The following is a 21,028-nucleotide window of genomic DNA, read 5'->3' on the forward strand; positions in this document are numbered from 1 at the left end:
ATGCGTAAGCCATTAAGTATTGCATTGGCTTTGTTAACAGGCGTAGTAATGGGTGCCAGTAGTATCTCAGTCAAAGATAACAGTGATATCGCAGTGACCCTTGCCACGACTAATTACAATCGTCTTGTGGTAAAAAACGACAAAATCGTGGAAGCAGTTTTTCCACCCGATAGTATGGCGATTAAGCGTGATGAGCAAGACGGCTCGGTGTATGTGATGTTGTCTACAGCGCAGCCGTTTACCTTGTTTTTAACCACAGAAGCCGGGCGGCATTTTTCCATGACCTTAACAGGTGAAGAGACGCTAGGCAAAACCATTGAGTTAATTCCAGAACAGCCTAGGTTTGCTAATGCAACATCCAATGCGACTAAAAGCAATGCTAAATCCGTGAGTCATCATGCTGTACCACAAGCCATTTTTGCCATGCTTAGCCATATGGAGCAACAAAAGCCATTTGCGGATGTGAAAGTAAAGCGCCAATTTGGGAAAGTTGAGCGCTGGTCTCAAGGATTAACCCTTTTGCCCCGTGAATCCTGGGATGGCCGCCTGCTAAAAGGTGAAGCTATTGAGCTTTATAACGGGGGAAAAGCCCCTCTAGCGTTAAATGAAGATTGGTTTGTAAACGTTGGAACGCTTGCTGTTAAAGTCTCAAAGTCTACGCTTAATCCTGGCGAGCGTGCGATGCTTTTTCGCGTTCAGGGAGGCAGCCATGGCTAATGGGCACTTTAATAAATTAGTTAAAGGTCGCCAAATTCGAACATTAATTGTGGCGGGTAGTTGTCTTTTTTTAATTGTAGCTTTGATGGTTGTGTTACTTGTTGATGGGCGTCCTAAAAAGAGCGCAGCGATTAAAAAAGCAGCGAATTTAACAGGCATCGTGGACGAATCATTTACCAATGCCATAGCAGACAACGCCTTAACGGCCCAACAAAGTGAGCTTGAATCACTTAAAAAAGAACTTAAGGATTTAACAAAACATATTAAAGCCATGGGTGAGGAACATCATCAGCAATTGCAAGCCCAAAAGGAAGCGTTCACATCTCAGTTAACAACGCTGATGTTGGCGAATCAAGAAAAAGCAACGCCTACAGAGCAGCAAAATACCTCTGCTGAACTACAAGACGTGCAAAACCCTAAGCTTTGGCATAAACCAACAACCTATGCCATGAATAACGTCATGACGACAGGTACTACCTTATCGGATGCCACACCTCGCATTCACACGGTCTCTTTTCGACCTAAACGACACGTTAATCAACGACACCCTAACAATTACTTAAATCCAGCTCACTATGTGCCATCTAATACCTCTGTTAGAGCCGTTATTCTGGGAGGTGCTGATGCAGATGCCTCAGTCAATGGGCAGTCTAAGAATAATGGCGTGATGCTCTTTAAGTTCTTAGAAGATGGCACGTTGCCAAATGGTGCCCGCTCGCGTCTTAAAGGGTGTCGCGTGAGTGCTAATTCTTATGGGGATATTTCAAGTGAGCGTGCGTTTGCCACGCTTTACCGTTTGTCCTGCGCCCATCCAGGTCAGCCTATTATTGATAAAGAAGTAACAGGCTGGGTGTTTTTTAATGGTAAGGTAGGGATTAAGGGTCAACCGTTAATGCGGGACAACAAGGTGATGACATGGGCCGGTGTAAGTGGTGCTTTGTCTGGTATTGCATCCGCTGCCCAATACGCCCAAAGCATTCAAAATATTGGGCCTTATGGTGCGAGCTCGGTGGTGCCTTCAAGTCAAATTGCACCTTTTGCCGCCTACGGCGGGGCATCAAAAGCGGCGGATACCTTGTCAGCCTATTACGTTAAACGTGCCGAGCAATATCACCCGGTCATTCAGGTAGGCTCAGGCAATATCGTGACTATTGTGTTTAAAGATGGCTTTTATTTAGAACCTGATGAAGACAAACGCCAACATGCGCTTAATCAAATCAAATCGCAAAATGCAGAAGGACTTATTACCTCTCAAGAGGGTACATCAGAGATGAATTTTACAGTTCCTCCTGAAGTGTTGGGCAAGATTAATAGGGCCAATATGTTGAGTCGCAATGAAGTAGGAGGTTTGCGATGAGAGCAAGTGTAATGTGTTTGATTTTCCTGATGGCTGTACTGTCTTCAGGGTGCGGCACGATGAATTCCAATTTCAGTTGCAATGCGACCGCAGGCGACAGTTGTTTATCCATTGAGCAGGTCGATGCTATGACGCGCTTTGCGGATGACGCAAGGCCAGCTCTGGTAAGGCAGAGCCAGTCTAAAATAGATGCTCACGCCAACAAGCCGCAAGGGCACTTAGTTAAGCTTTCTTCTGGTCAATCGGTGTGGGTGACACAACAAAGCGAGGCGCAATCATGAGCTTAAAGATTGCGCGGTGGCGCGATAAAGCACGCGAATTTCTCTATAAGGCAAGTCAGGGATTAGGGGAGACCGTGAGTATAAAGCCTGAGTCTCTTTTAACGCAGCAAAAAGCACACGAGTCGCTTACGCTCGATTTGCCATCCATTAAAAGTCTTCTGCCTTATGAAACAGTAAGTCAGGAGGGATTTTTTATAAACCGCAACTCCATGGGGTTTGGGTTGGCACTCATGCCTCTAAGTGGCGCGGATGAATCTTTAATGAAAAGCTTGGCGCAACTGTTTAAAAACAAACTTTCGGTAGGCACTGATTGTACCGTGCTCTTATATAAACATCCGTGGCTGCTAGACCAGCTCTCCCAAAACTATGAGCCTATTTTAAAGCAAGGTGGCATTTTTGCAGACCTTGCACGCTTGAGTCTTAACTATCATTTAAAGGCCATTAAAAAAGGTTATAAAAATGGCCGCAATATACCTGCGGGTTTAAGTGATTATAGTGCTTATCTTTTTATTTCACGGCCCATAGAGGCGGGTATTGAAGAGCAACTTCAGGTTTTACGAGACGATTTTGAATCTGAACTTAAAGTCGCAGGTTTTGGTTTTAAGCGATGCAGCGCGCTTGAATTTAAGACGTTGATGCGCGCTTTCATTTCACCCAATTTTGAAGAATTTTCCTGGCCTCAAGTTGAAGACAATCCTGGTTTAATAAGCGAGGCCATCCCAAATCCAACCACTGTCATTGAAATTGGCAATGAGAAGATTGAGGCATCCATTGTCGATAACGATGGCACATTGCAGCGCACAAAAATGATTAATTGTGAAGTGGTCGGCTTTCCTGACGCCCCTTTTGCCCTATGGCAAACGCCTGATTTGTTTGCCAATTTGTTACACCCTGAACAGGGGATTAATTGTCCTTTCTTACTTTCATTTACTATTCGAGGGGTTAACCAAGAAAAGATGAAAGCGCGCGCCAAATCAAACGCTAAGTCCTTAACCGCGAACAACAATGCCCTTCAAGCTTTTATTAACCCGTCAATTCGTGAAGAGGCGAGCGAGTGGCAGGCTGTTCATGAAGGAGCAAGCAAAGGGGAGCTTGCTCTTTTTCCAACGTTTTATAACGTCATTCTTTATACGACAGAGTCAAAGGCGCGTGAGCATGTTGCCAAAGCAATAGCAAGTTTTAGGCATTTAGGTTTCACACTAAGTCCCAGTCGTTGTAAGCAGTGGCTCTGCTTCTTAGGTAGTTTGCCTTTCATGCTCACAGAAGGGCTTTTTTCAAGCCTTGAGCTTTTAGGTATGACCAAAAAACTCACTCATTTTAATGTGGCAAATCTCATGCCTGTGATCGCCGATTTTAAGGGTGCGCGCCAAGGGCTAATTGTACCGACTTATCGCCACCAGCTTTTCTATTTAAATACCTTTGATGACCGGGTGTTACCCATTACCAATTTTAATCGGTTAACAGTAGCAAGTACTGGTGCTGGTAAATCCTTCTTTGAGCAAGCACAAATTCTAGATGGGCTGTCACGTGGACAGCAAATTTTTGTTATCGATTTAGGGGGTTCTTATAAGCATTTATGTGGGATGGTTGGCGGGAGTTACATTGATGCATCAACGTTAGCGCTAAATCCTTTTACGCTCTTTGATTTTGATGGGGTAACTGATATTAAGGGTGAGCAGGTCAACGATTATATTCAAATCAGGGATTTGCTAGCGATTATGGCAAGTCCATCAGAGGCTTTGGGGGAGGTGCAAAAGTCATGGCTTTTAGATGCAGTGGTTGACTGCTGGAAAGAGCACGGCAGACACGCCACCATGGATAATATTTTAGCTTGTTTGCAAAGGATGTTAGACAAGCCTCAATCTCACGGTGAGCAACGGCTTAAGGATTTACTTATTTTGCTCGGCAAGTATGGAAGTTCAGGCATTTATGGTCATCTCTTTAACGGTAATACACCGCTTTTAAATAACGCTAATTTTGTCGTGCTTGAAATGGGCGAGCTTGAATCAAATCCGGAGCTTTTGACGATTGTCATGTTTGTAATGATTGTCATTATTCAAGGGCAATTTTACCACTCTGATAGACAGCGTGAAAAACGCTGCATTATTGATGAAGCCTGGCGGTTTTTAGCCAATGGCTCCAATCCTGTGGCAGCAAGTTTTATCGAGCAAGGCTTTCGAACGGCACGAAAACACCGGGGCGGCTTTGCAGTCATTACCCAAAATCTTCTAGACACGATGAACACTCTACAAGGACGTGCGATTGCAGCAAGTAGTGATACCAAAATCATTATGCGTCAGGGTTCGTTTAAGGAGTACCTAGAAGAACATCCCAATCATTTTAGTGCACTTCAAGCACGGGTTATTGACTCCTTTGGGGAAGCCAAAACACAAGGCTTTTCTAATTTAATGATTCAATTTGGCAATGTGACTACGTTTCATCGTTATTTTTGTGACCCCTTCTTGCGCGTTCTTTTTTCCACCTCAGGGGAAGAGGTAAGTGCTATTGAGTCTTTGATGAGAGAGGGCATGATCCTAGCTGACGCTGTGCGAGAGGTAGCAAAGCATTACTATGGGGATGAATTATGCGATTAATATCTCTGGCGGCTTTGGCGTTTTTACTCATCACTATAACAGGTATCCCCTTTTACGGTTTGAGCCCTCGCGAAACCCTCGTTTTTTTAAATAAGGAGAAAATAGAAGGCCAATTTATTCGGCAATTAGCCGAGCTTAATGCCGCTGAAGCGCAAGTTAGGCGCACAACAAGGCGGTTTAACTCGGCACTCAATCAAGTCTTAAACGCGTATGCTTCGCGTCATCACGTCATTATTATTGAGCGAAAACTAATGCTTGCTGGTGGTCTTGATATCACCGATGACATAACAGCCGAAGTAAGTGGCCTCATGAGGCAGCAATCATGAAGCATTTCTTGTGCGCAGTCATTATTTTGCTGCAGGTTGGACAAGCTTGCGCGACATCCTTTGGTGTTATTGGGGAGGTTTTTCCTGTGGCTGAAAAAAGCTTTTTAATCCTCATTGAAGAGCGCCTAAGAACATTAATGAACAGTGGCGAGTTGGCTTCGTTAAATGAGCGTTGGATTCAAACGGTCGCGCGTCATGCCAACCGTCCCACATCACTAGGTTTAACCCGAATTCATCAGTCAGCGCGGCATTACTATGTGCCTGAAATTAAGTTAAGTCAGGATATAACAAATAGTGATGGCCGCATTTTGTATGCAGCCGGCACGCAGGTGAATGCACTTGCGCGCCTGCCGACCTATGAACCCTGCTGGCTTTTTTTCAATGGTGATGATGAAGCACAACTTCGTTGGGCGGCAACGCAGCTAAAGCAATGCGCACATCCCAAGCTCATTTTAACGGGGGGTAGCGTACAGGCAGCTGAGAAGAGACTACAGTCTGTTATTTACTTTGACCAGGCGGGGCGGATTGTTACCAAGTTAAACATTGCACATGTCCCTGCAATTGTTACCCGCGAGGGCAATCAGCTTGTCATTGTTGAACAAGCAATTAAGGAGAGTGGTGATGTCCTTTAGACTGATTTTATTCATACTTAGTCTTTTCCTTTCTTCTTTAACACAGGCTAAGCAGTGCACCGGGCATTTTGTTAATCCTCTGACAGATGTCTGTTGGCGTTGCTTATTTCCCTTGTCCATTGGTAATACGAAGGTGGTGCAATCCCCACTTCCTGATACCAATAATGCTTCAAGCCCCATTGGTGTTTGTCCGTCAAGCATGGGTATGCGCGTTGGGTTAAATATCGGGTTTTGGGAGCCCATCGCACTGACGGATGTCACCGATACGCCTTATTGTTTGGTTAATCTGGGCGGAACTAAATTAAATTTAGGATTAAAAGCCGCTAGAGGCGGGCGCCATGTGGTAGGTAATGGTCAACAACGCGCATTTTTCCATGTACATTGGTATAAGTACCCCCTTATTAACTGGTTAAACCTCATTACCTCAAGCGGTTGTCTGCAGGTAGGCGATTTTGATATTGCTTATCTCACCGAGCTTGACCCCACTTGGCAAGATTCTGAAATGAGCTTTGTGTTAAGTCCAGAATCGGTCTTGTTTGGTAATCCAATTACGGCAAGTGCGTGCGCGGCAGATGCGCTCTCTTCCACACTTGCGAACAAACCGCTCGATAGCCTTTTTTGGTGTGCAGGAAGTCAAGGCACCCATTACCCGCTGACAGGACATGTGAATGCTGCTCTCTCGCCTGTGCAAACAGCACTGTTGTTAACTGAGCGCTTAAATTACAAGCTGCATCGTGAGTTTTTGGTGTCTGACTCAAGTGCCGCTTTAAGTGCGATTTGCACAGAGCATCATTATTCCGTGACGCCAAAATCACGTTACCGCTATGAAATGGTCAATCAGGTTGCGGATGGAAAACATTGCTATTCCTCGGGCCATAGCACGCTCATGTGGGAAGCAGGAAAAATTAAGCCGCATATGCCTGACCAATACGGATTTTTAGTGTGGCGAAAACGCAACTGTACATATATGTAGTTTGGAGAAAGAGATGATTAGAAAAGCGCTCACTTTGTTTCTTGGATATCTTGTTATGACATCACTGTCTGCTGCCAGCACGATATCCGTGTTTGTCAGTTTTTCGATGCCAGAGACATTGCTTAAAGAGACATTAACAGAGAGCAGTCAATTACACATTCCTATTTATTTAAACGGTCTCTACCATGATTCGATGCCAGAAACTGCGCTTAAACTAATGGCTCTTAGTCAACAAATCCCAAATTTAAATCTTCAAATTGACCCCACTTTATTTGAGCGTTTTGGTATTCATCAGGTGCCGGCTCTTGTGGTTGGCAAGGGCAACAATTTTGACGTGATTTATGGGCATTTGTCGATTAAAGAGGGACTAATGCGTATCGCAGGTCGAGGCGAGAGTGGCTTTTCAAGGCATGAGGCAAGGGAGCTGTTAGGTGAGTAAGGTTACTTTTATATTGCTTTGTAGTCTTTTTTTAAGTGCTGTTGCTTGGGCAGGAAAAGGAGCTACTGTTGACCCAGTTAGTGCGCGTGAACAAGTTTTGCACGCATTAAAGCAATTTAATCCAAGCACCGTAATAGGCGGTTATACGAACACGCCACCAGAATCTGGCATTGCCATTTCTGAAGGCCAAAACCCATTGCCTCAATTAGGCAGTCAACGGGCAACTCATAATGAGACAGCGTCAAGCATTCTCTCACAAGCCGCCCGTCTCCATCTTAAAGCCAATCCCAAGGCATTAGAGATACAATATGCTGAAACGTTATTGTCGGAGGCTGAGTCTGTTTTAGAAGGTAAGTGCTATGATCAGCCAGCACATTGTCAGATGGATTTTACGACGCAAACCTGCGAGGACAAAACGCGTTATCGCGTTGAGACTTGTGGTAGTACATTAAGCATTGGCACTAAAGCAACGACTCAAACGGTCAATCGCTATCTTTTCTATGCGAATAAGCCAGGTGTAGATGGGCTTCGTAAAACAATTCATTTAGGCGTGTGTGATGCGGATACGCCAGCACCTCTTTGTTCGGCTAGCAATCTTATTACCCTAAGCTCACAATGTATTCGATTAGACGTGGTAGTTACCCAAGGCGTTATCCCGTTAACCGTGCTGAAAACCCCTAGTTGCCAAGACCCAACGCTTACCTTTGATTTATTGTGGGATGAAGCAGCTTTCGGGGGAGCTGTGACTTTAACAGCTATTGAAAGCCAATGGGAAGACCGCTGGACGCCTGCCGATTGCAGTCAGTATGAGGAGAAAATGAAAGAAGGCGCGTGTGTAATGACGGCCTCTGATTTATGCTTAGAGCCCAATACCAGTCGAGTCATTGATGGGGCGGTCGTTACCCGCCCTTGCTGGGGTAGGGCTAGCGCTTATCAATGCATCGATGGTTTAATCAGTACGTGTGAGCCGCTAATTTCAAAAGGTTGCTCGCAGGTAGATTCCACGTGCACGTTGGCTACCGATAGGCGTTGTAATGTGTTTTTGCAAACGTTTCGCTGTCCTGTCAATCAGTGCTTTCCAAAACAAACCATTTGCCAACCAAAATTAAATTGCGCCGAAGGTGAGTGTGCCCAAACCCCAGACGAAATAAGTGACGACATGGCGGAAGGATTAACTCGCTTAGGAACATTAGCGGGTACAGCAGCTGATGTGGCTACCAATCAAGTCAATAGTGGCGAACCAACCATTTTTAAAGGCGAAGCGAAGGATTGTGAGTCTTATTTCTTTGGTGCTCATGATTGCTGTCACGATAAAGGATGGGGTAAATGGGTTATCCATTGTCCTAAGGATTTAAAAGCGTTGCTCCAAGCAAAGCGAGATAAGCGAGTAAAAAAAGTTGGCCATTATAATGACAGTGGTAATAAACACTATGTTTATTGTGTATTCCCATCCACTCTAGCAAGCATTATTCAAATCCAAGGACGCTACGGACAGCTTCATATTGGGTTTGGCAAGCCCAAATCACCTGATTGTCGAGGACTTACGCCCGAGGAGTTAGAGCGTATTCAGTTTGATGCGCTTAATTTATCACCGTTGACTGATGATTTTATCCATCGTCAAACATTACCTGACGCAAGTGGTGTTGGTGTGTTTAATGAAGCCAAAATTCGACGCTTTTATCAGGAGGGTAAGTCGCATGATTAAAATTCTATTTCTACTTTGTCTTTTCATGACCTCTGTTTGGGCAGCTCAAGATAAACCGGCTGGCTTTCTCTGGTATAACCTCGAAAAAGAAAAGAAAGGAATTGATAAGACCAAACCCTCTGGTATTCCTTTTAAGCGCTTAAGCTATACCGAACGTGATGCTGTTTTGCGCTTCTACACCATGGAAGCACTTCATAAAGCACGCTACACCAAAAAAGTTAAAGATATGCGGGTCTTTCTGGGCCTCCAAGATTACTGGCTTAAAGAATCTTCACGGTTTAAGGCGCTTTTTCAGCAAACGATGTTAGCAAATCCTCAATATGATTATGCGGTGACTCATCCAACCTCCAATCTGGGCGCTAAAATCACCGATGAAGTACGTGAGTCTCAAACTATCGCGATTATAAACCGCTTATCCAAATCGCATGGGCTATTGTTCTTCTACCGCGGCAAAAGCCCCTATGACTTAAAACAAATACCTATTATTGCTGATTTTTGCAGGCGTTTTAAACTTTCAATGATAGCTGTTAGTGTCGATGGCGAAGTCTCTGCTGAGTTGATGAATTCCCAAAGAGACCGGGGTCAGGCCAACCAGCTGGGGGTACGTTATTTTCCAGCGCTACTGTTGGTAAATCCTCGAAACTCCCGTGTTTCGCCCATCGCTTATGGCTTAACCACACAAGATGTCTTGATGGAGCGCATAAAACAAGTGGCCAACCAATTTAAAGGAGAAGAATAAGATGATTCGTTTAAGACTCATCGTATTGTTATTTTGGGGAGCTTGCCTAAGCGTTTATGCAGGGCAAGCACAATGGTTAACACAAATGATTCATGAGCATGAAGACGTTATGCAAACTAAGCGTATTGGAGATTATGAGAAAAAGGAAAAAGGATTTTTTAGCAATCATGGCTTGATTCTCTTTTATGGTAGTCTTTGCCCGCACTGCAGGCAGTTCGCGCCTATCCTAAAACGCTGGGCTGACCATCATCAAGCAGAAGTACTCCCTCTGGCTTTTGATAATCAACCGTTGCCTGAATTCCCAACATTCTTACCGGCGTCTACCGAATGGACTAATGCCGCTTTTGGCGGTAATGCCATTCATTATCCTGCCCTTTTTCTAGTTAACTCTAAAACAAATGTGCTGTATCCAGTAGGGTTTGGTTCAATGACGGACGATGAACTGAATGGCCGCATGGCGGCGCTTATCACTAAAATTAAAGCGTATGAAAACAAGGGAAAAGTGCAATGAAAAAACGTTTTTTAGTGCTTAGTTTATTTGGCTTTTTCTCTACGGCTTTTGCGAATGTGAGTCAAGATTTAGATAATTTTTTTAATGGAATGGGGTATGCGTCTAATGTGACATCCCCTGCCGCCTTTGAATCTCAAGCCGCAGGTTTCTTTGGCGGTGGTTCGTTGTATTCCCGCAATCAGGTGCGTCAATATCAATTGGTGCAGCTAGATTTACCCAGCTATCGCGCGGGCTGCGGAGGTATCGATTTATTTACCGGCAGCATGAGCTTTTTAAGCGAGCAAAAGCTTGTTGATTTAGGAAAATCAGTGATGACCAATGCGGGTGCTTATGCGGTAGATGTCATGCTTGCCTCCACGGTGCCGGAATTAAAACAAGTTCGGGATTATTTACAACAACTCGAGCAAATGGCCAATCAGGCTAGCATTAACTCCTGCCAACTTTCGCAAAATATGGTAGGTGGTATCTGGCCAAAAACCGCAGAAAGCCAGCAAAAAATCTGTAAAGACCAGGCAGCCATGGGGAAAGAAGGCTTATTTAGTGATTACGTCAAAGCACGAATGGCGTGTTCTGGCAATGGTTTTGATACTGTGATGGATAAAGCATCTAAAGACCCTGAGCGTAAAAAACAAGTAGTTTTAAACAAAAATCTGGTGTGGTCACTCTTGCAAGCTAAATCATTCTTAAATAGTGATCGAGAATTAGCTGAGATGGTCATGAGCTTAACAGGAACATTGATTATCGACAAAGAAGGTAAAGTGATCAATGTTCCATCTCTCGCGGGTAACGCTGATTTAATCAATGCCTTGATTGGTACTCAAAATGGTGTTCAAACAGCAAAGATATGGCGCTGTAAAGATGCAGGTAGTAATAGCCAGTGTCTGCAAGTCAGTCTTCAAGATATCAATATTTCTGAGACTTCCGCGCTCACTTACAGGGTTCGCGACATTATTCGTACCATAAACACTAAACTGGTTAATGATGAAAAACCAGGCAATCGTGAGCTTAATTTTTTAAGCATGACCTCCTTGCCGGTCATGAAATTTTTATCCGTATTAAATAGCATGCACTATGGAAGAAGTGCGGTAGACATTGAAGAATATTCAATGCTCATTGCCCAAGATTTGTTAACCAATTACCTTACTGAATTACTGCGTGAGGTCAGTGCGGCTACGGCCGGGTCTGAGTTAAATACCGATTTGGTCAAAGAAATTCAACAGCGCATTAATGAGGCAACCACGCGCGTGGCGTCACTTGATCCCAAGGTGGGTCACAAACTGCAAGAAAAACTCACATTGATTGAGCGCATGGCACACATTGAAAAACAAGTTGCTTCTCAAATGAATAGCACAGCTGGTTAAGGAGTAAAACGCAATGATAACGATTCATGTGTTAGCGGGAGGCGAGCTATTCCAACACGTGCTCAATGCCATTAGCGCCTTCATGAAGCAAGATAGCTTTTTGGGGTTGCTGCGCATTACAGCCTTGATGGGCATTGTGATGGCCACCGTTGGGTTTCTTAAAACCAGAGACCCCATGGCGTTTGCTCATTGGTTTTTGGGCTATGTGCTCTTTGTTAATCTAGTGTTACTACCAAAGACGTCTGTACTTATTGATGATATCTCGTCACAAACCCCAAAGCTTGTGGGCAATGTACCGGTGGTGTTTGCGCTAAGCGCAAGTTTAGTCACCACGATTGGATATGGAATGGCTCAAGTGTATGATGCGCTTTTAACGATGCCTAATGATTTGCAATATACAAAGACTGGTGCTTTGTTTGGTTCACGTTTAATTTCCGCCGCCACGTCTTTTCGTATTAAAGACCCAGTGCTTAAAGAGGAAATGAATGAGTATTTTCGCGTTTGTGTCGTCGGCGATATTCGATTAAATCGTAAGTACAGTGTGGGTGATTTAGCGCAGGCTACCGACATCTGGAAATTGATTACGGCACAGGCCTCGCCCCTTCGCATGATTTCTGTGAGTGGTAAGCCGGTGACTTGCCTTGATGCCTCCAAACCTAGCGGGCCTTACAGTCTTCGCAAAAAGCTCGATGCTGAGATTAAAAAGGCTTATACCTTTTTCGGCGTGAATTTATTTGGTAAACCAAAGCACACGACTTATGAAGCACTCTTTAGCACCCATCTCAAATCAGCTTTTGACTATTATCAGGGTTTAACGGATACGGCAGGTAACATCTTTTTACAAAGCATGATGATAAATGCCATGAGCGATGGGGTAGCGCATTATCAGGCGTTTACCGACGCCACTGCTGGAATTGTAAATCAGCAATTTACCAAATCCCAAGTTCAACACCGCTGGAGTTGGGAAGTACTAGGGCAAAAAGCGCTTTGGATTTTACCAATTACCCATACCTGTCTCACGCTTTTATTGTTTGGTGTTTTTCCTTTAATTATTGCATTAACCACGCTACCAGGCGGCATAAAAATTCTTTATGGCTACCTGCAGTTTTTTATGTCTTTGCAATTTTGGCCTGTGCTTTTTGCAATTTTAAATGCCGGTATGACGATTTATGGGGCAACATCGTCTGGTGAGTATGGTCAATTTACGATGGTCAATCTTGATAAAATCGATGAGCTACATGCCGATGTTTCAGGCGCCTGCGGGTATTTGATGATGCTCATTCCTTTCTTATCGCATGGGTTGGTGTCTAATTTGGGGGGTGCATTTAGCAATTTAGCAACCAGTATGATGAGCCATATGCAAGGTTCTAGCATGTCGGTGGCAGGGGAGGCTGCTAGTGGTTCCTTTGGCCTTGGTCAAACCAGTTTTTATAATACCACGGCCAACAATTTTTCAGCGAACAAACATGATTCCAATTGGACGAACATGCATGGCATGCATACCGAGCAATTGGGTAGTGGGGTATTAAAAACTATTACAGGCGGTGGTGATGCTGTTTTTGATATTAGTCCCGGCATGACTAAAAGTCATATTCATATTTCCGACTCTAAAGCATTAACAGGCTCATTGAACCAGGCGTATGAGCAATCAACTCAGGCAGCTGCCAATGAGGGTAAAGCCTATCAATCCGCTTTAAGTAATTTTGCTCATCGTGCATTAGCGCTGGCTCAATTATCTGGGCACGATATGCGTTTTGGCGATGGAGTTAGTTCTTCTGATTCAGCTCAATATTCCAGTGCGCTTTCTAAGATGTCACGGATTGCCGAGGATGTCGCCCATCGTAACGGCATAAGCAAAGAAGATGCTTTTGCCGCCATGACCAGTGGTGGTCATGGTATTTCAGGTGGCATTGACCTTCAAAAAAGTATTGCTGGAAAAATCTTTGGCGTTAAAGGGGGCGCGGATACGCATCTTAACTACAATCGCAGTTCAACTAATGCTTATCGAGCACAAGAGGGCTATGACAAGGTCGTTTCTGCACAGGAGGCCGAAGATTTTAATAAAGCAAGCCAGTATGTTTCACAGTTTACTAAAACCCATCATTTTGATGACTCTCATTCAGAAGCTGCCTCGCTATCCAATCAAATAGGCGTTGATATAAGAGAGGCTGAAAATAGAAGTCATAACTATGATGTATCTCATACTCGCGCCATGCGAATTGCAGAGGCTAAAAACTATGTGGAATCAAAATCTGAGCAAATTATGGCTGATCTTAATCAAGCGTTTCCATCTTTTGTTGCATTGAAGGTGGGTAAATCGCATCGCGATGCATTATTTGCGCGCCCTGGAGATATGAGTTCAATACGGGAATTAGAAGGATTAGCGAGTGCTTTTGTTAACTCAAAGCGCGATCAATTAATTGCAGAATATAGCCCGAATGAATCGTCTTCTTCAATGGATGCCTTCTATGAAAATGAAAGCCAATCTTTAAACCAGAAGAGCAATCACATTGAAACGAATTATCAGAAAAGTAATGATGCGTTAACCCATAGTGCTAAAACACAAGATGTTGGTTTTGCTGATGACAGGAAAACAAACTTAGTGAATCAGGTGGGCAAACAAGTCAATAAGATTCATAAACACCATCAAATCAATATAGAGCCAAGTAAGCCTGAGCATATTTTGAAAGCTAAAGCTGAGCAAATAAACGAATACAAAGTAAAAGAACCCGATTGGAAATATGATGCCACAACCGGAGTGATTCCAGGGCATGCCGTGGATAAAGGGAAAGAGGCGATAAATGAGTTTTTTAAAGGAGATAAATGACATGGTGAGCGATTTAAAAAAGGCACTAGCCATGGATTTAGAGGCGCTAAAACGTCTGGATTTAAGCATTATTCCTGCAGGCGCGTACTATAAACGCTTGTTTGGCGGCTGGCTCTTTTTATTTGCGCTACTTCTTGCCATTCAAACTGCAGCCTGTTTTTTTGCCATCGCGATACAGGCTTGGGATTATGCACCTCATACTGATAGATGGGAAAAATCCAATATGGAACATGAGAATAGGAAAGACTCCATTCGTCATAGCCTATCTAGTCTTTATTATCTGGGAGAGAAGTTTCCTGAGGCAAGTGAAGAAGAGCTTAAAATGATTCAAAAAGAAAAAGAGCGCAGATGGCAAGAGGGTTTTCTTAAACGTAAGAAAGAACGTGAATTTAAATACAAAGAGGCACGCTTAGATGAGCATGCTTTGCTAACAGCAAAAATGGTCTTTGGTGTGTTTTTTTCATCCTTGCTGATATCGCTCTTTGGTCTGGGATTTATAAAAAACTACATCATTTTCAAACTTCAAATCAGCCCAAAGCTTCAAACAGGCGCCTACCTTATTCAAAAAGCAAAATGGGCTTTTACAGTATTCTTTTTAATTTTTGGCGTGTTTACATTTATTTTTATCCCGCTCTTTGAACAGGATGTCGTCTTTTTCTCAGCTATTCCTTGCTTGATTATAGCGGCTATTGCAACCAGCATAGCTGTTAATATGGAGATAAGCCGCATTGGGGTAAGTGTGTTATCAAGAGCCATTTCCAAGTTCTTTCATAAAGAGAAAGAGGGCGTCTGATGAGCAACGAGCCTAATTTCAAACACTATACGCGTGGTGGCCAAATCAGTTTCCATAACCTTCGCATGTGGGATCAAATCACCAAAACGTTAAGTGTCATTTGTCTTTTTATGTGGGTGATTTTTACGGTACTTTTTGTTTGGTTTATTATTCCTCTGGAGAGGATAACGCATGCAGTCGCATTTTATGGGGCACAATTTTTAGAGTTTCTAGGCCAAAAGCATACCTTTGAATTATCATTTCATGGTAAAGCTTACCAGCAAACAGTTAATTCTATTCTGCACTATGCTTACTACCAGGATAATGCAATCCACGTGATTCATAGTCTTGGTAAGTCTGCTTTCTGGGCATTTTGTCTCTCGTTAACTCTGGGGTTAGGTTTGGCTTTTTATTTTATCAAACGGGGAAAAACACAAAGCGCGTGTCAATTTGTTCGTGGCAGTCAGCTTAAAAATTCCAATGAAGTAAAAAAGAAAATCCTGCATGATAAAGCGCATTCAGATATTACGATTGATGGATTTCCCCTTATCAAAGACAGTGAAGTTCAGCATGTACTGGTACATGGCACCGTAGGCACCGGAAAAAGCCAGCTCATCATGAAAATTATGGATTGCCTTCGTAAACGAGGCGATCGGGTGATAGTCTATGATAAGGGTTGTTCGTTTATTCCTCATTATTACCAACAAGATTCAGATGTCATTCTAAATCCATTCGATAAGCGTTGTGCCAATTGGGATATGTGGTTAGAAGCGCCTAGAGATTCTGATTTTGAAAACATGGCCGAAAGCGCAATCCCCATGCATGGTGAATCAGATCCTTTTTGGGTCAATGCGTCGCGAACCGTTTTTTCATGCTTAGGTTCAGTGATGCGAAATCATTCAGATTGCTCGCTTGGAAAATTATTAAAATTGATTTTAACCGATGAATTTTCAACGCTAGAAGAGTATCTACAAGGAACCCCAGCAGCCACCCTTGTCAGTAATAAAATTGAAAAAACAGCAATTTCGATTCGTGCAACGCTTACAACCTACTTAAAGTCCTTTTCGGCACTGGCAGAACTTAATCAGGAAGGGAAACCACCGTTCTCTATTCGGGATTACATTCTTGATGAACAACAAAAAGGCTGGCTTTTTATTTCATCCAATGGTGAGATGCATAAAACACTTAAACCTCTTATTTCGATGTGGTTAGCCCAAGCATCACTTGCCCTTTTGAGTTTAGCGCCTGATAGAAACAGGCGTATATGGTTTATCTGTGATGAATTACCAAGCCTTCATAAATTGCCTCTGCTTGGTGAAACGATTGCCGAGGTACGCAAGTTTGGCGGTTGCTTTCTTTTAGGCATGCAAAGCTTTTCACAACTTACCAAAGTTTATGGGCAGGCAGGTGCTAAAGAAATTTTCGATTTATTAAATACTCGTTTTTTCTTTCGCAGCCCCAGCGCAGATATGGCGCGTCTTGTGGCACTTGAGCTCGGTGAAGAAGAAATCGAAGAATCACGCGAAAACTATTCTTATGGTGCTAATAGCATTAGGGATGGCATTTCGCTTGGAAGCCAGCGTGTTACCCGCCCAATTGTATCCTATCCGCAAATTATGGAACTTAAAGACCTACACTGCTTTGTACGTTTACCAGGACACTATCCTATTACGGAACTATCACTTGATTTAGGATTTAGAGTAACAAAAGAGAATGGTTTTATTGAACGCAGTATGCCAACAGCCTTTAATTTCTCTCAATCTTCATTTGAGGGTAATTTAGAGCCTGGAACAGGCGGCTATAAGATGAGCAAAATACTAACAAAAAACAAAATCAATTCCGAGTATCAAAACATCGAGGAACTTAATCTTGAGCCCTTATAGAATTTTACATCAAGAGGTAAACTTCAGATGGCTCAGTTATCATACCCCGTTCTAAATCTTTATTGGATAGGCAGAAAGACAGGGTTTCACTTAGCTTTTGGATGGGAATATCTTTTCTCGCTCGGCTTTCGTTAATTTGCTCCATGAACGCATTAAAGCATCTCCCGCGGCCAACTTAACTTTTATCTCTTTAGAAGGCGCTGTTAAATAATGAAGTGTTAATCCACTTACAACACCACCTAATAATGCCGCAGCAAAAAACAATCCTGCACGCCAAAATCTTCGGCGCTCAAGGTGCGAACGGTGATTGGATAAGTCTGTACTCAACTGGCACAAAGCGTTAATACCGTGGTTAATAGGTTCATAAGCCATATCTCTTACTTCTTGGGCTATGGTTTGAGCGCTTTCTCGAATTGATTGCTTTAGTTCGGTTTTAACCCGGTCAACAATTGCTTGCTTGCATGATTTCTCAAACGACTCAAACTGCTTAAGATGCTGCTCAAATTGTTTGACAGAATGCGCCATTTGACCTGAAGCCAGCGTAATGATTTCACGTTCTTCATTCAGTTGCCCATAAAGCCCTTTTAGTAACATGACCACTGATTTAAGGTGTTGCATCGTTTCATGGAAATCACTTTCCATGGGGTTTGAAGCGGTCCTGGATAATTCAGGCGTATTTAGTACTTCCTCGTCATCTCTATCTAACATGGGTCACCTTTTATAGCTCTAATTCTTTATCAATCGTTTTTATACGCACGCGTTGTTGAACATTGTTTTTAATAAATTGTTCTGCCTGCTTGGCCAGTTCAGGATAGTCCTTTTTAAATGCATTCATAACGTGCGAATCAAGGGGTAGTTTATCAATTAAATTAATTAATTCTGTATTTTGTTGTGAGGTAAGCTGATTGCGTGCAAGCGCTTTGCTGTACGGCGAGAGCAAGCCTGCTAATGATTTGGCGCAGGATTCTGCGGTTGAAAGAAGACTATTAGCAATGTGACGTGCAATATCTGGATTTTCTTTGGTGAACTGACGCTCAAACGCATCGAGTTTTTGATTGTCCAATTGACTATTTCTTCCCATGACCTTATTCATTAGCGATTCAAGTGAGCGTTCTGATTTTCTCCATGGTTCATCCAACGATGGCGAGTTTATAGGTGTTTTTTCACTGGCAAGCCCACGTTGCCTTGCAAATTCACGTGTCATTTGAGTGTAATCAAGCGTTACATCTTTGGCGCGGTTGCGATTAAGCGCATGAACTAATGCCTTATCTTGGCCAAACAGGTCACGACTGACAAACAGTTCACAGCTTTTACGGTGACGGGTCATCGCGACATACGTTGAGTGGGCATCATAATGGGTTGTTGGCAACACATAGGCTCTGTCAACCGTCACACCCTGGGCTTTATACACAGTGGCTGCATAACCATGCTCCATGTGCTTGTAGTCATGGGTATTCACGTTAACGCGTTGAGGCGTCTTTTTTAAATCATCGGAGTCTTTAGCAACGGTGATAATACCCGATTTAGCATCAATCCGTTCAATGGTGCCTAAGGTGCCATTAATGACGCCTAGACGGTCTTCTCTTTTTAAGAAATAAACGCGATCATTGACTGCAAATGCGCGTTCTCCACGCGCCATGTTAAAGACAACATCTAAGCCTAATTCACCGTCGCGGCGCTTCATTCCGCGCGCCATGTCGTTGAGCTCTTTTACATCTTTTCGGGTATAGGCAAGCATAATCTGAGACTCGGAAGGGGATACAATGCGTACATCATTCCACTGCTCTATTAAGGCGTGTTTTGCCTCACTCGTTGTTTTAAACCGATGGATATGGTCATGGCTATCGTAGGCATAAAGCGCTTTATCAACCTCACCTCGTGCTAAATGAAGGGATGCGTCCACTTGCCAAGGCGTTGTTTGGCGTCTGATTTGGTTGAGTTCAATATATTGATAGTTTTCTGCAATCGAGCGAAAAGCCGCCCCCGCTTCAATGGCTTGCAGCTGTTGCCAATCACCAACTAATACTAATTTTGCACCAACATTTTGGGTTTCACGCGTTAAGCGCTCCATCGTGCGCGAACCGAGCATGCCTGCTTCATCCACCACTAAAATATCGCGTGCATTAAGTGTGAGCATGCCTTTATCTAAACGGTAAAAAAGGCTTGCAATCGTTCGAGATTCAATCCCTGAGCTATTCCTTAAATTAAGCGCTGCAATCCCAGAAAGAGCAGCCCCTTGTACGCGATACCCTGATTGCTCCCAAGCCTCACGAGCAGCACGTAAAAGGTAGCTTTTCCCGGTCCCTGCATAACCTAAAAGCGATTTTAAATCACCTGATGACGTCACATACTCAAGTGCCATGTCCTGTTCTTGGGATAACGTGCGGTTTGATTTGGCAGCGCGTATGGCCTTATCCGTGATTTCATGGCCCATTTGATGATGAAGTCTATCGGCATGATGCATCATGGATGATTCAATAGCCAACATCTCGCGTGTTGAAAAGCGCTCTTTTCCTTGAGAGTCAATCCCCAAAAAAAACAGGTCAGCAGAGGACTTAACACGCTCAAAGACTAAATTAAATTGGTTGGCATCTTCTGTGTAGCGGTTAATAAATCGGGCTAAATCCTGCAAGTTGAATGTGGATTGGTTTCGGGTAATTGCATTAAGTGCAATGTCAGGCCGTTCAAAAATCAGCTGGCCATTTTCACGTGCAATGCGTTGATGATCTGCTAAGCGAGCCATACGTTGCTCTGCAGCTTTTGAGCCAATTTTGTATTGGGGTTCTAACGCAATCCCTTGGGCTTGATAGCTGCGATGATCAACCCGTTGGTCGATGCCATGCAAGGCCAAATGACGATTTTCCAAATTAGCCCATTCTTCACGCCAGTGTTCTAAGAGTGCCTTATCATTCCAGCTTCTTTCTTTAAGACCAAATCCCTCAGCATGAGCTTGCCGCAAACTTAAAAGAATATGGGCATGAGGTTGAGTCAGTCCTTCATCATCTTTAGGGTTATGAAAACACACATCAGCCACCATGCCGCGGGTGACAAATTCGGTGTTAACAAACTCACGCACTAATTCAATATTCTGCTTAATGCTTAATTCACGAGGAAGAGCAAGCTGCACCTCCCGGGCAAGTTGGGCATCCTTACGCTTTTCACCAAGCTCAACTGCGTTCCATAATTGTGAGCGATCACTCATCCAACCAGGGGCGTTGGCAGGCAAGAAAATTTCTTTATAAACGACATCATTTTTATCGGTAAAATCGTAGATAACGCCTGTTCGCTCATCAACCAGATTTTCTCCAGAACGGTATGCGCTAGCGGCAACAATGCTTCGCCCTTGCGAGCGTGAAATGATTTGAGCACTGAAGCGATAGATGGCCATGTCCTTGTACCGAGTGAGTATCTTAGTAAGCATTGTTCTTATTAAGTTTTTTGAGAATATCAAAGCGCACGTTGCAAAGCAACGTATAAGCGCGCACTTCATTCGCTAGCGCGTATTTTAAGGTCGAAAGACATCATAATACTTTTTTATTTTTTATCTTCTCTTGAAACTTAGTGTAAATCTCGTAGAATCTTTTTTATGGATTCCTACTAATGCACAATGATGAGCGATAAACACTCACGGCTTGAAATACTCAAGAAAAAACAAGAACAGTTAAGAGTACAAATACAAAAACTGGAATCACTCGAAAAGTCACGGGAGCGAAAACGGGATACTCGCCGTAAAATTCTCATTGGCTCTTATTTCATTGATAAGGCTAGTCAGGAAGGAACGTTGTTTGATCTCTATGAACAAATGGATAAGTACATCAAACGAAATACCGATAGGGAATTATTTCATTTAGAGCCGCTTAAAGAAGAACAACGTGTTTCAGAAAGAGAAGAATTGAAATTACAGTAAACTT

General features: G+C 43.3%; 18 protein-coding genes. 16 read left to right on the forward strand and 2 right to left on the reverse strand.

All coding sequences use genetic code 11. The annotated features are described in order from the left end of the window. The 15 genes from traK to traD all read left to right on the forward strand — a co-directional run. On the forward strand, window positions 1–717 hold a 717-nt coding region (gene traK, locus DYH30_RS16480), incomplete at its 5' end, for a type-F conjugative transfer system secretin TraK (RefSeq protein WP_115332846.1). Beyond that, window positions 677–2,074, forward strand: coding sequence for a TrbI/VirB10 family protein (locus DYH30_RS16485; RefSeq protein ID WP_242604759.1), 1,398 nt, complete (start codon window positions 677–679; stop codon window positions 2,072–2,074). The genes traK and DYH30_RS16485, both read left to right, overlap by 41 nt. After that, a complete protein-coding gene (locus DYH30_RS16490; protein WP_115332848.1) occupies window positions 2,071–2,355 on the forward strand; it encodes a TraV family lipoprotein in 285 nt (94 codons plus the stop codon). The genes DYH30_RS16485 and DYH30_RS16490 overlap by 4 nt, the downstream gene beginning before the upstream one ends. Continuing rightward, window positions 2,352–4,949: a type IV secretion system protein TraC gene (gene traC / locus DYH30_RS16495; RefSeq protein ID WP_115332849.1), complete on the forward strand. Its 2,598-nt coding sequence runs from the start codon at window positions 2,352–2,354 to the stop codon at window positions 4,947–4,949. The genes DYH30_RS16490 and traC overlap by 4 nt, the downstream gene beginning before the upstream one ends. Further along, window positions 4,940–5,275, forward strand: coding sequence for a TrbI F-type domain-containing protein (locus DYH30_RS16500; RefSeq protein WP_115332850.1), 336 nt, complete (start codon window positions 4,940–4,942; stop codon window positions 5,273–5,275). The genes traC and DYH30_RS16500 overlap by 10 nt, the downstream gene beginning before the upstream one ends. Then, window positions 5,272–5,907: a type-F conjugative transfer system protein TraW gene (gene traW, locus DYH30_RS16505; RefSeq protein WP_115332851.1), complete on the forward strand. Its 636-nt coding sequence runs from the start codon at window positions 5,272–5,274 to the stop codon at window positions 5,905–5,907. Before DYH30_RS16500 ends, traW begins: the two co-directional genes overlap by 4 nt. Continuing rightward, entirely contained in the window at window positions 5,897–6,880 is a 984-nt protein-coding gene (gene traU, locus DYH30_RS16510; protein ID WP_115332852.1) for a conjugal transfer pilus assembly protein TraU, read from the forward strand. Before traW ends, traU begins: the two co-directional genes overlap by 11 nt. Window positions 6,881–6,935: 55 nt before the next feature. Continuing rightward, entirely contained in the window at window positions 6,936–7,319 is a 384-nt protein-coding gene (trbC, locus tag DYH30_RS16515) for a type-F conjugative transfer system pilin assembly protein TrbC (protein WP_242604758.1), read from the forward strand. After that, the gene (gene traN, locus DYH30_RS16520) at window positions 7,312–9,024 is read left to right on the forward strand and encodes a conjugal transfer protein TraN (RefSeq protein WP_115332854.1); all 1,713 of its coding nucleotides are present in this window, start codon (window positions 7,312–7,314) and stop codon (window positions 9,022–9,024) included. Before trbC ends, traN begins: the two co-directional genes overlap by 8 nt. Next, on the forward strand, window positions 9,017–9,763 hold the full coding sequence (gene traF / locus DYH30_RS16525; RefSeq protein ID WP_115332855.1) for a type-F conjugative transfer system pilin assembly protein TraF: 747 nt from the start codon (window positions 9,017–9,019) through the stop codon (window positions 9,761–9,763). Before traN ends, traF begins: the two co-directional genes overlap by 8 nt. Before the next feature lies 1 nt (window position 9,764). Continuing rightward, window positions 9,765–10,274, forward strand: a complete 510-nt coding sequence (trbB, locus tag DYH30_RS16530) for a type-F conjugative transfer system pilin assembly thiol-disulfide isomerase TrbB (protein WP_115332856.1) — start codon at window positions 9,765–9,767, stop codon at window positions 10,272–10,274. Further along, entirely contained in the window at window positions 10,271–11,635 is a 1,365-nt protein-coding gene (locus DYH30_RS16535; RefSeq protein ID WP_115332857.1) for a conjugal transfer protein TraH, read from the forward strand. Before trbB ends, DYH30_RS16535 begins: the two co-directional genes overlap by 4 nt. Before the next feature lie 13 nt (window positions 11,636–11,648). Beyond that, on the forward strand, window positions 11,649–14,462 hold the full coding sequence (traG, locus tag DYH30_RS16540; RefSeq protein WP_115332858.1) for a conjugal transfer mating-pair stabilization protein TraG: 2,814 nt from the start codon (window positions 11,649–11,651) through the stop codon (window positions 14,460–14,462). Next, window positions 14,437–15,255: a hypothetical protein gene (locus DYH30_RS16545; protein ID WP_242604757.1), complete on the forward strand. Its 819-nt coding sequence runs from the start codon at window positions 14,437–14,439 to the stop codon at window positions 15,253–15,255. Before traG ends, DYH30_RS16545 begins: the two co-directional genes overlap by 26 nt. Then, the gene (traD, locus tag DYH30_RS16550) at window positions 15,255–17,117 is read left to right on the forward strand and encodes a type IV conjugative transfer system coupling protein TraD (protein ID WP_115332859.1); all 1,863 of its coding nucleotides are present in this window, start codon (window positions 15,255–15,257) and stop codon (window positions 17,115–17,117) included. Before DYH30_RS16545 ends, traD begins: the two co-directional genes overlap by 1 nt. Before the next feature lie 90 nt (window positions 17,118–17,207). Here the strand turns inward: traD and DYH30_RS16555 are convergent, their stop codons facing one another. Together DYH30_RS16555 and traA are read right to left on the reverse strand one after the other, a co-directional pair. Then, window positions 17,208–17,825 carry a hypothetical protein gene (locus tag DYH30_RS16555; protein ID WP_115332860.1) on the reverse strand — a complete coding sequence of 206 codons (618 nt, stop codon included), beginning with the start codon at window positions 17,823–17,825 and terminating at the stop codon, window positions 17,208–17,210. Window positions 17,826–17,835: 10 nt separating this feature from the next. Further along, window positions 17,836–20,538 carry a Ti-type conjugative transfer relaxase TraA gene (traA, locus tag DYH30_RS16560; protein WP_342353006.1) on the reverse strand — a complete coding sequence of 901 codons (2,703 nt, stop codon included), beginning with the start codon at window positions 20,536–20,538 and terminating at the stop codon, window positions 17,836–17,838. A 189-nt stretch (window positions 20,539–20,727) separates the two neighbouring features. Between traA and DYH30_RS16565 the strand changes: the two genes are divergently transcribed. Then, on the forward strand, window positions 20,728–21,024 hold the full coding sequence (locus DYH30_RS16565) for a mobilization protein (RefSeq protein ID WP_115332904.1): 297 nt from the start codon (window positions 20,728–20,730) through the stop codon (window positions 21,022–21,024). The last annotated feature ends 4 nt before the right edge of the window (window positions 21,025–21,028 follow it).

This window comes from Legionella busanensis (assembly GCF_900461525.1).
Classification (GTDB): Bacteria; Pseudomonadota; Gammaproteobacteria; order Legionellales; family Legionellaceae; genus Legionella_C; species Legionella_C busanensis.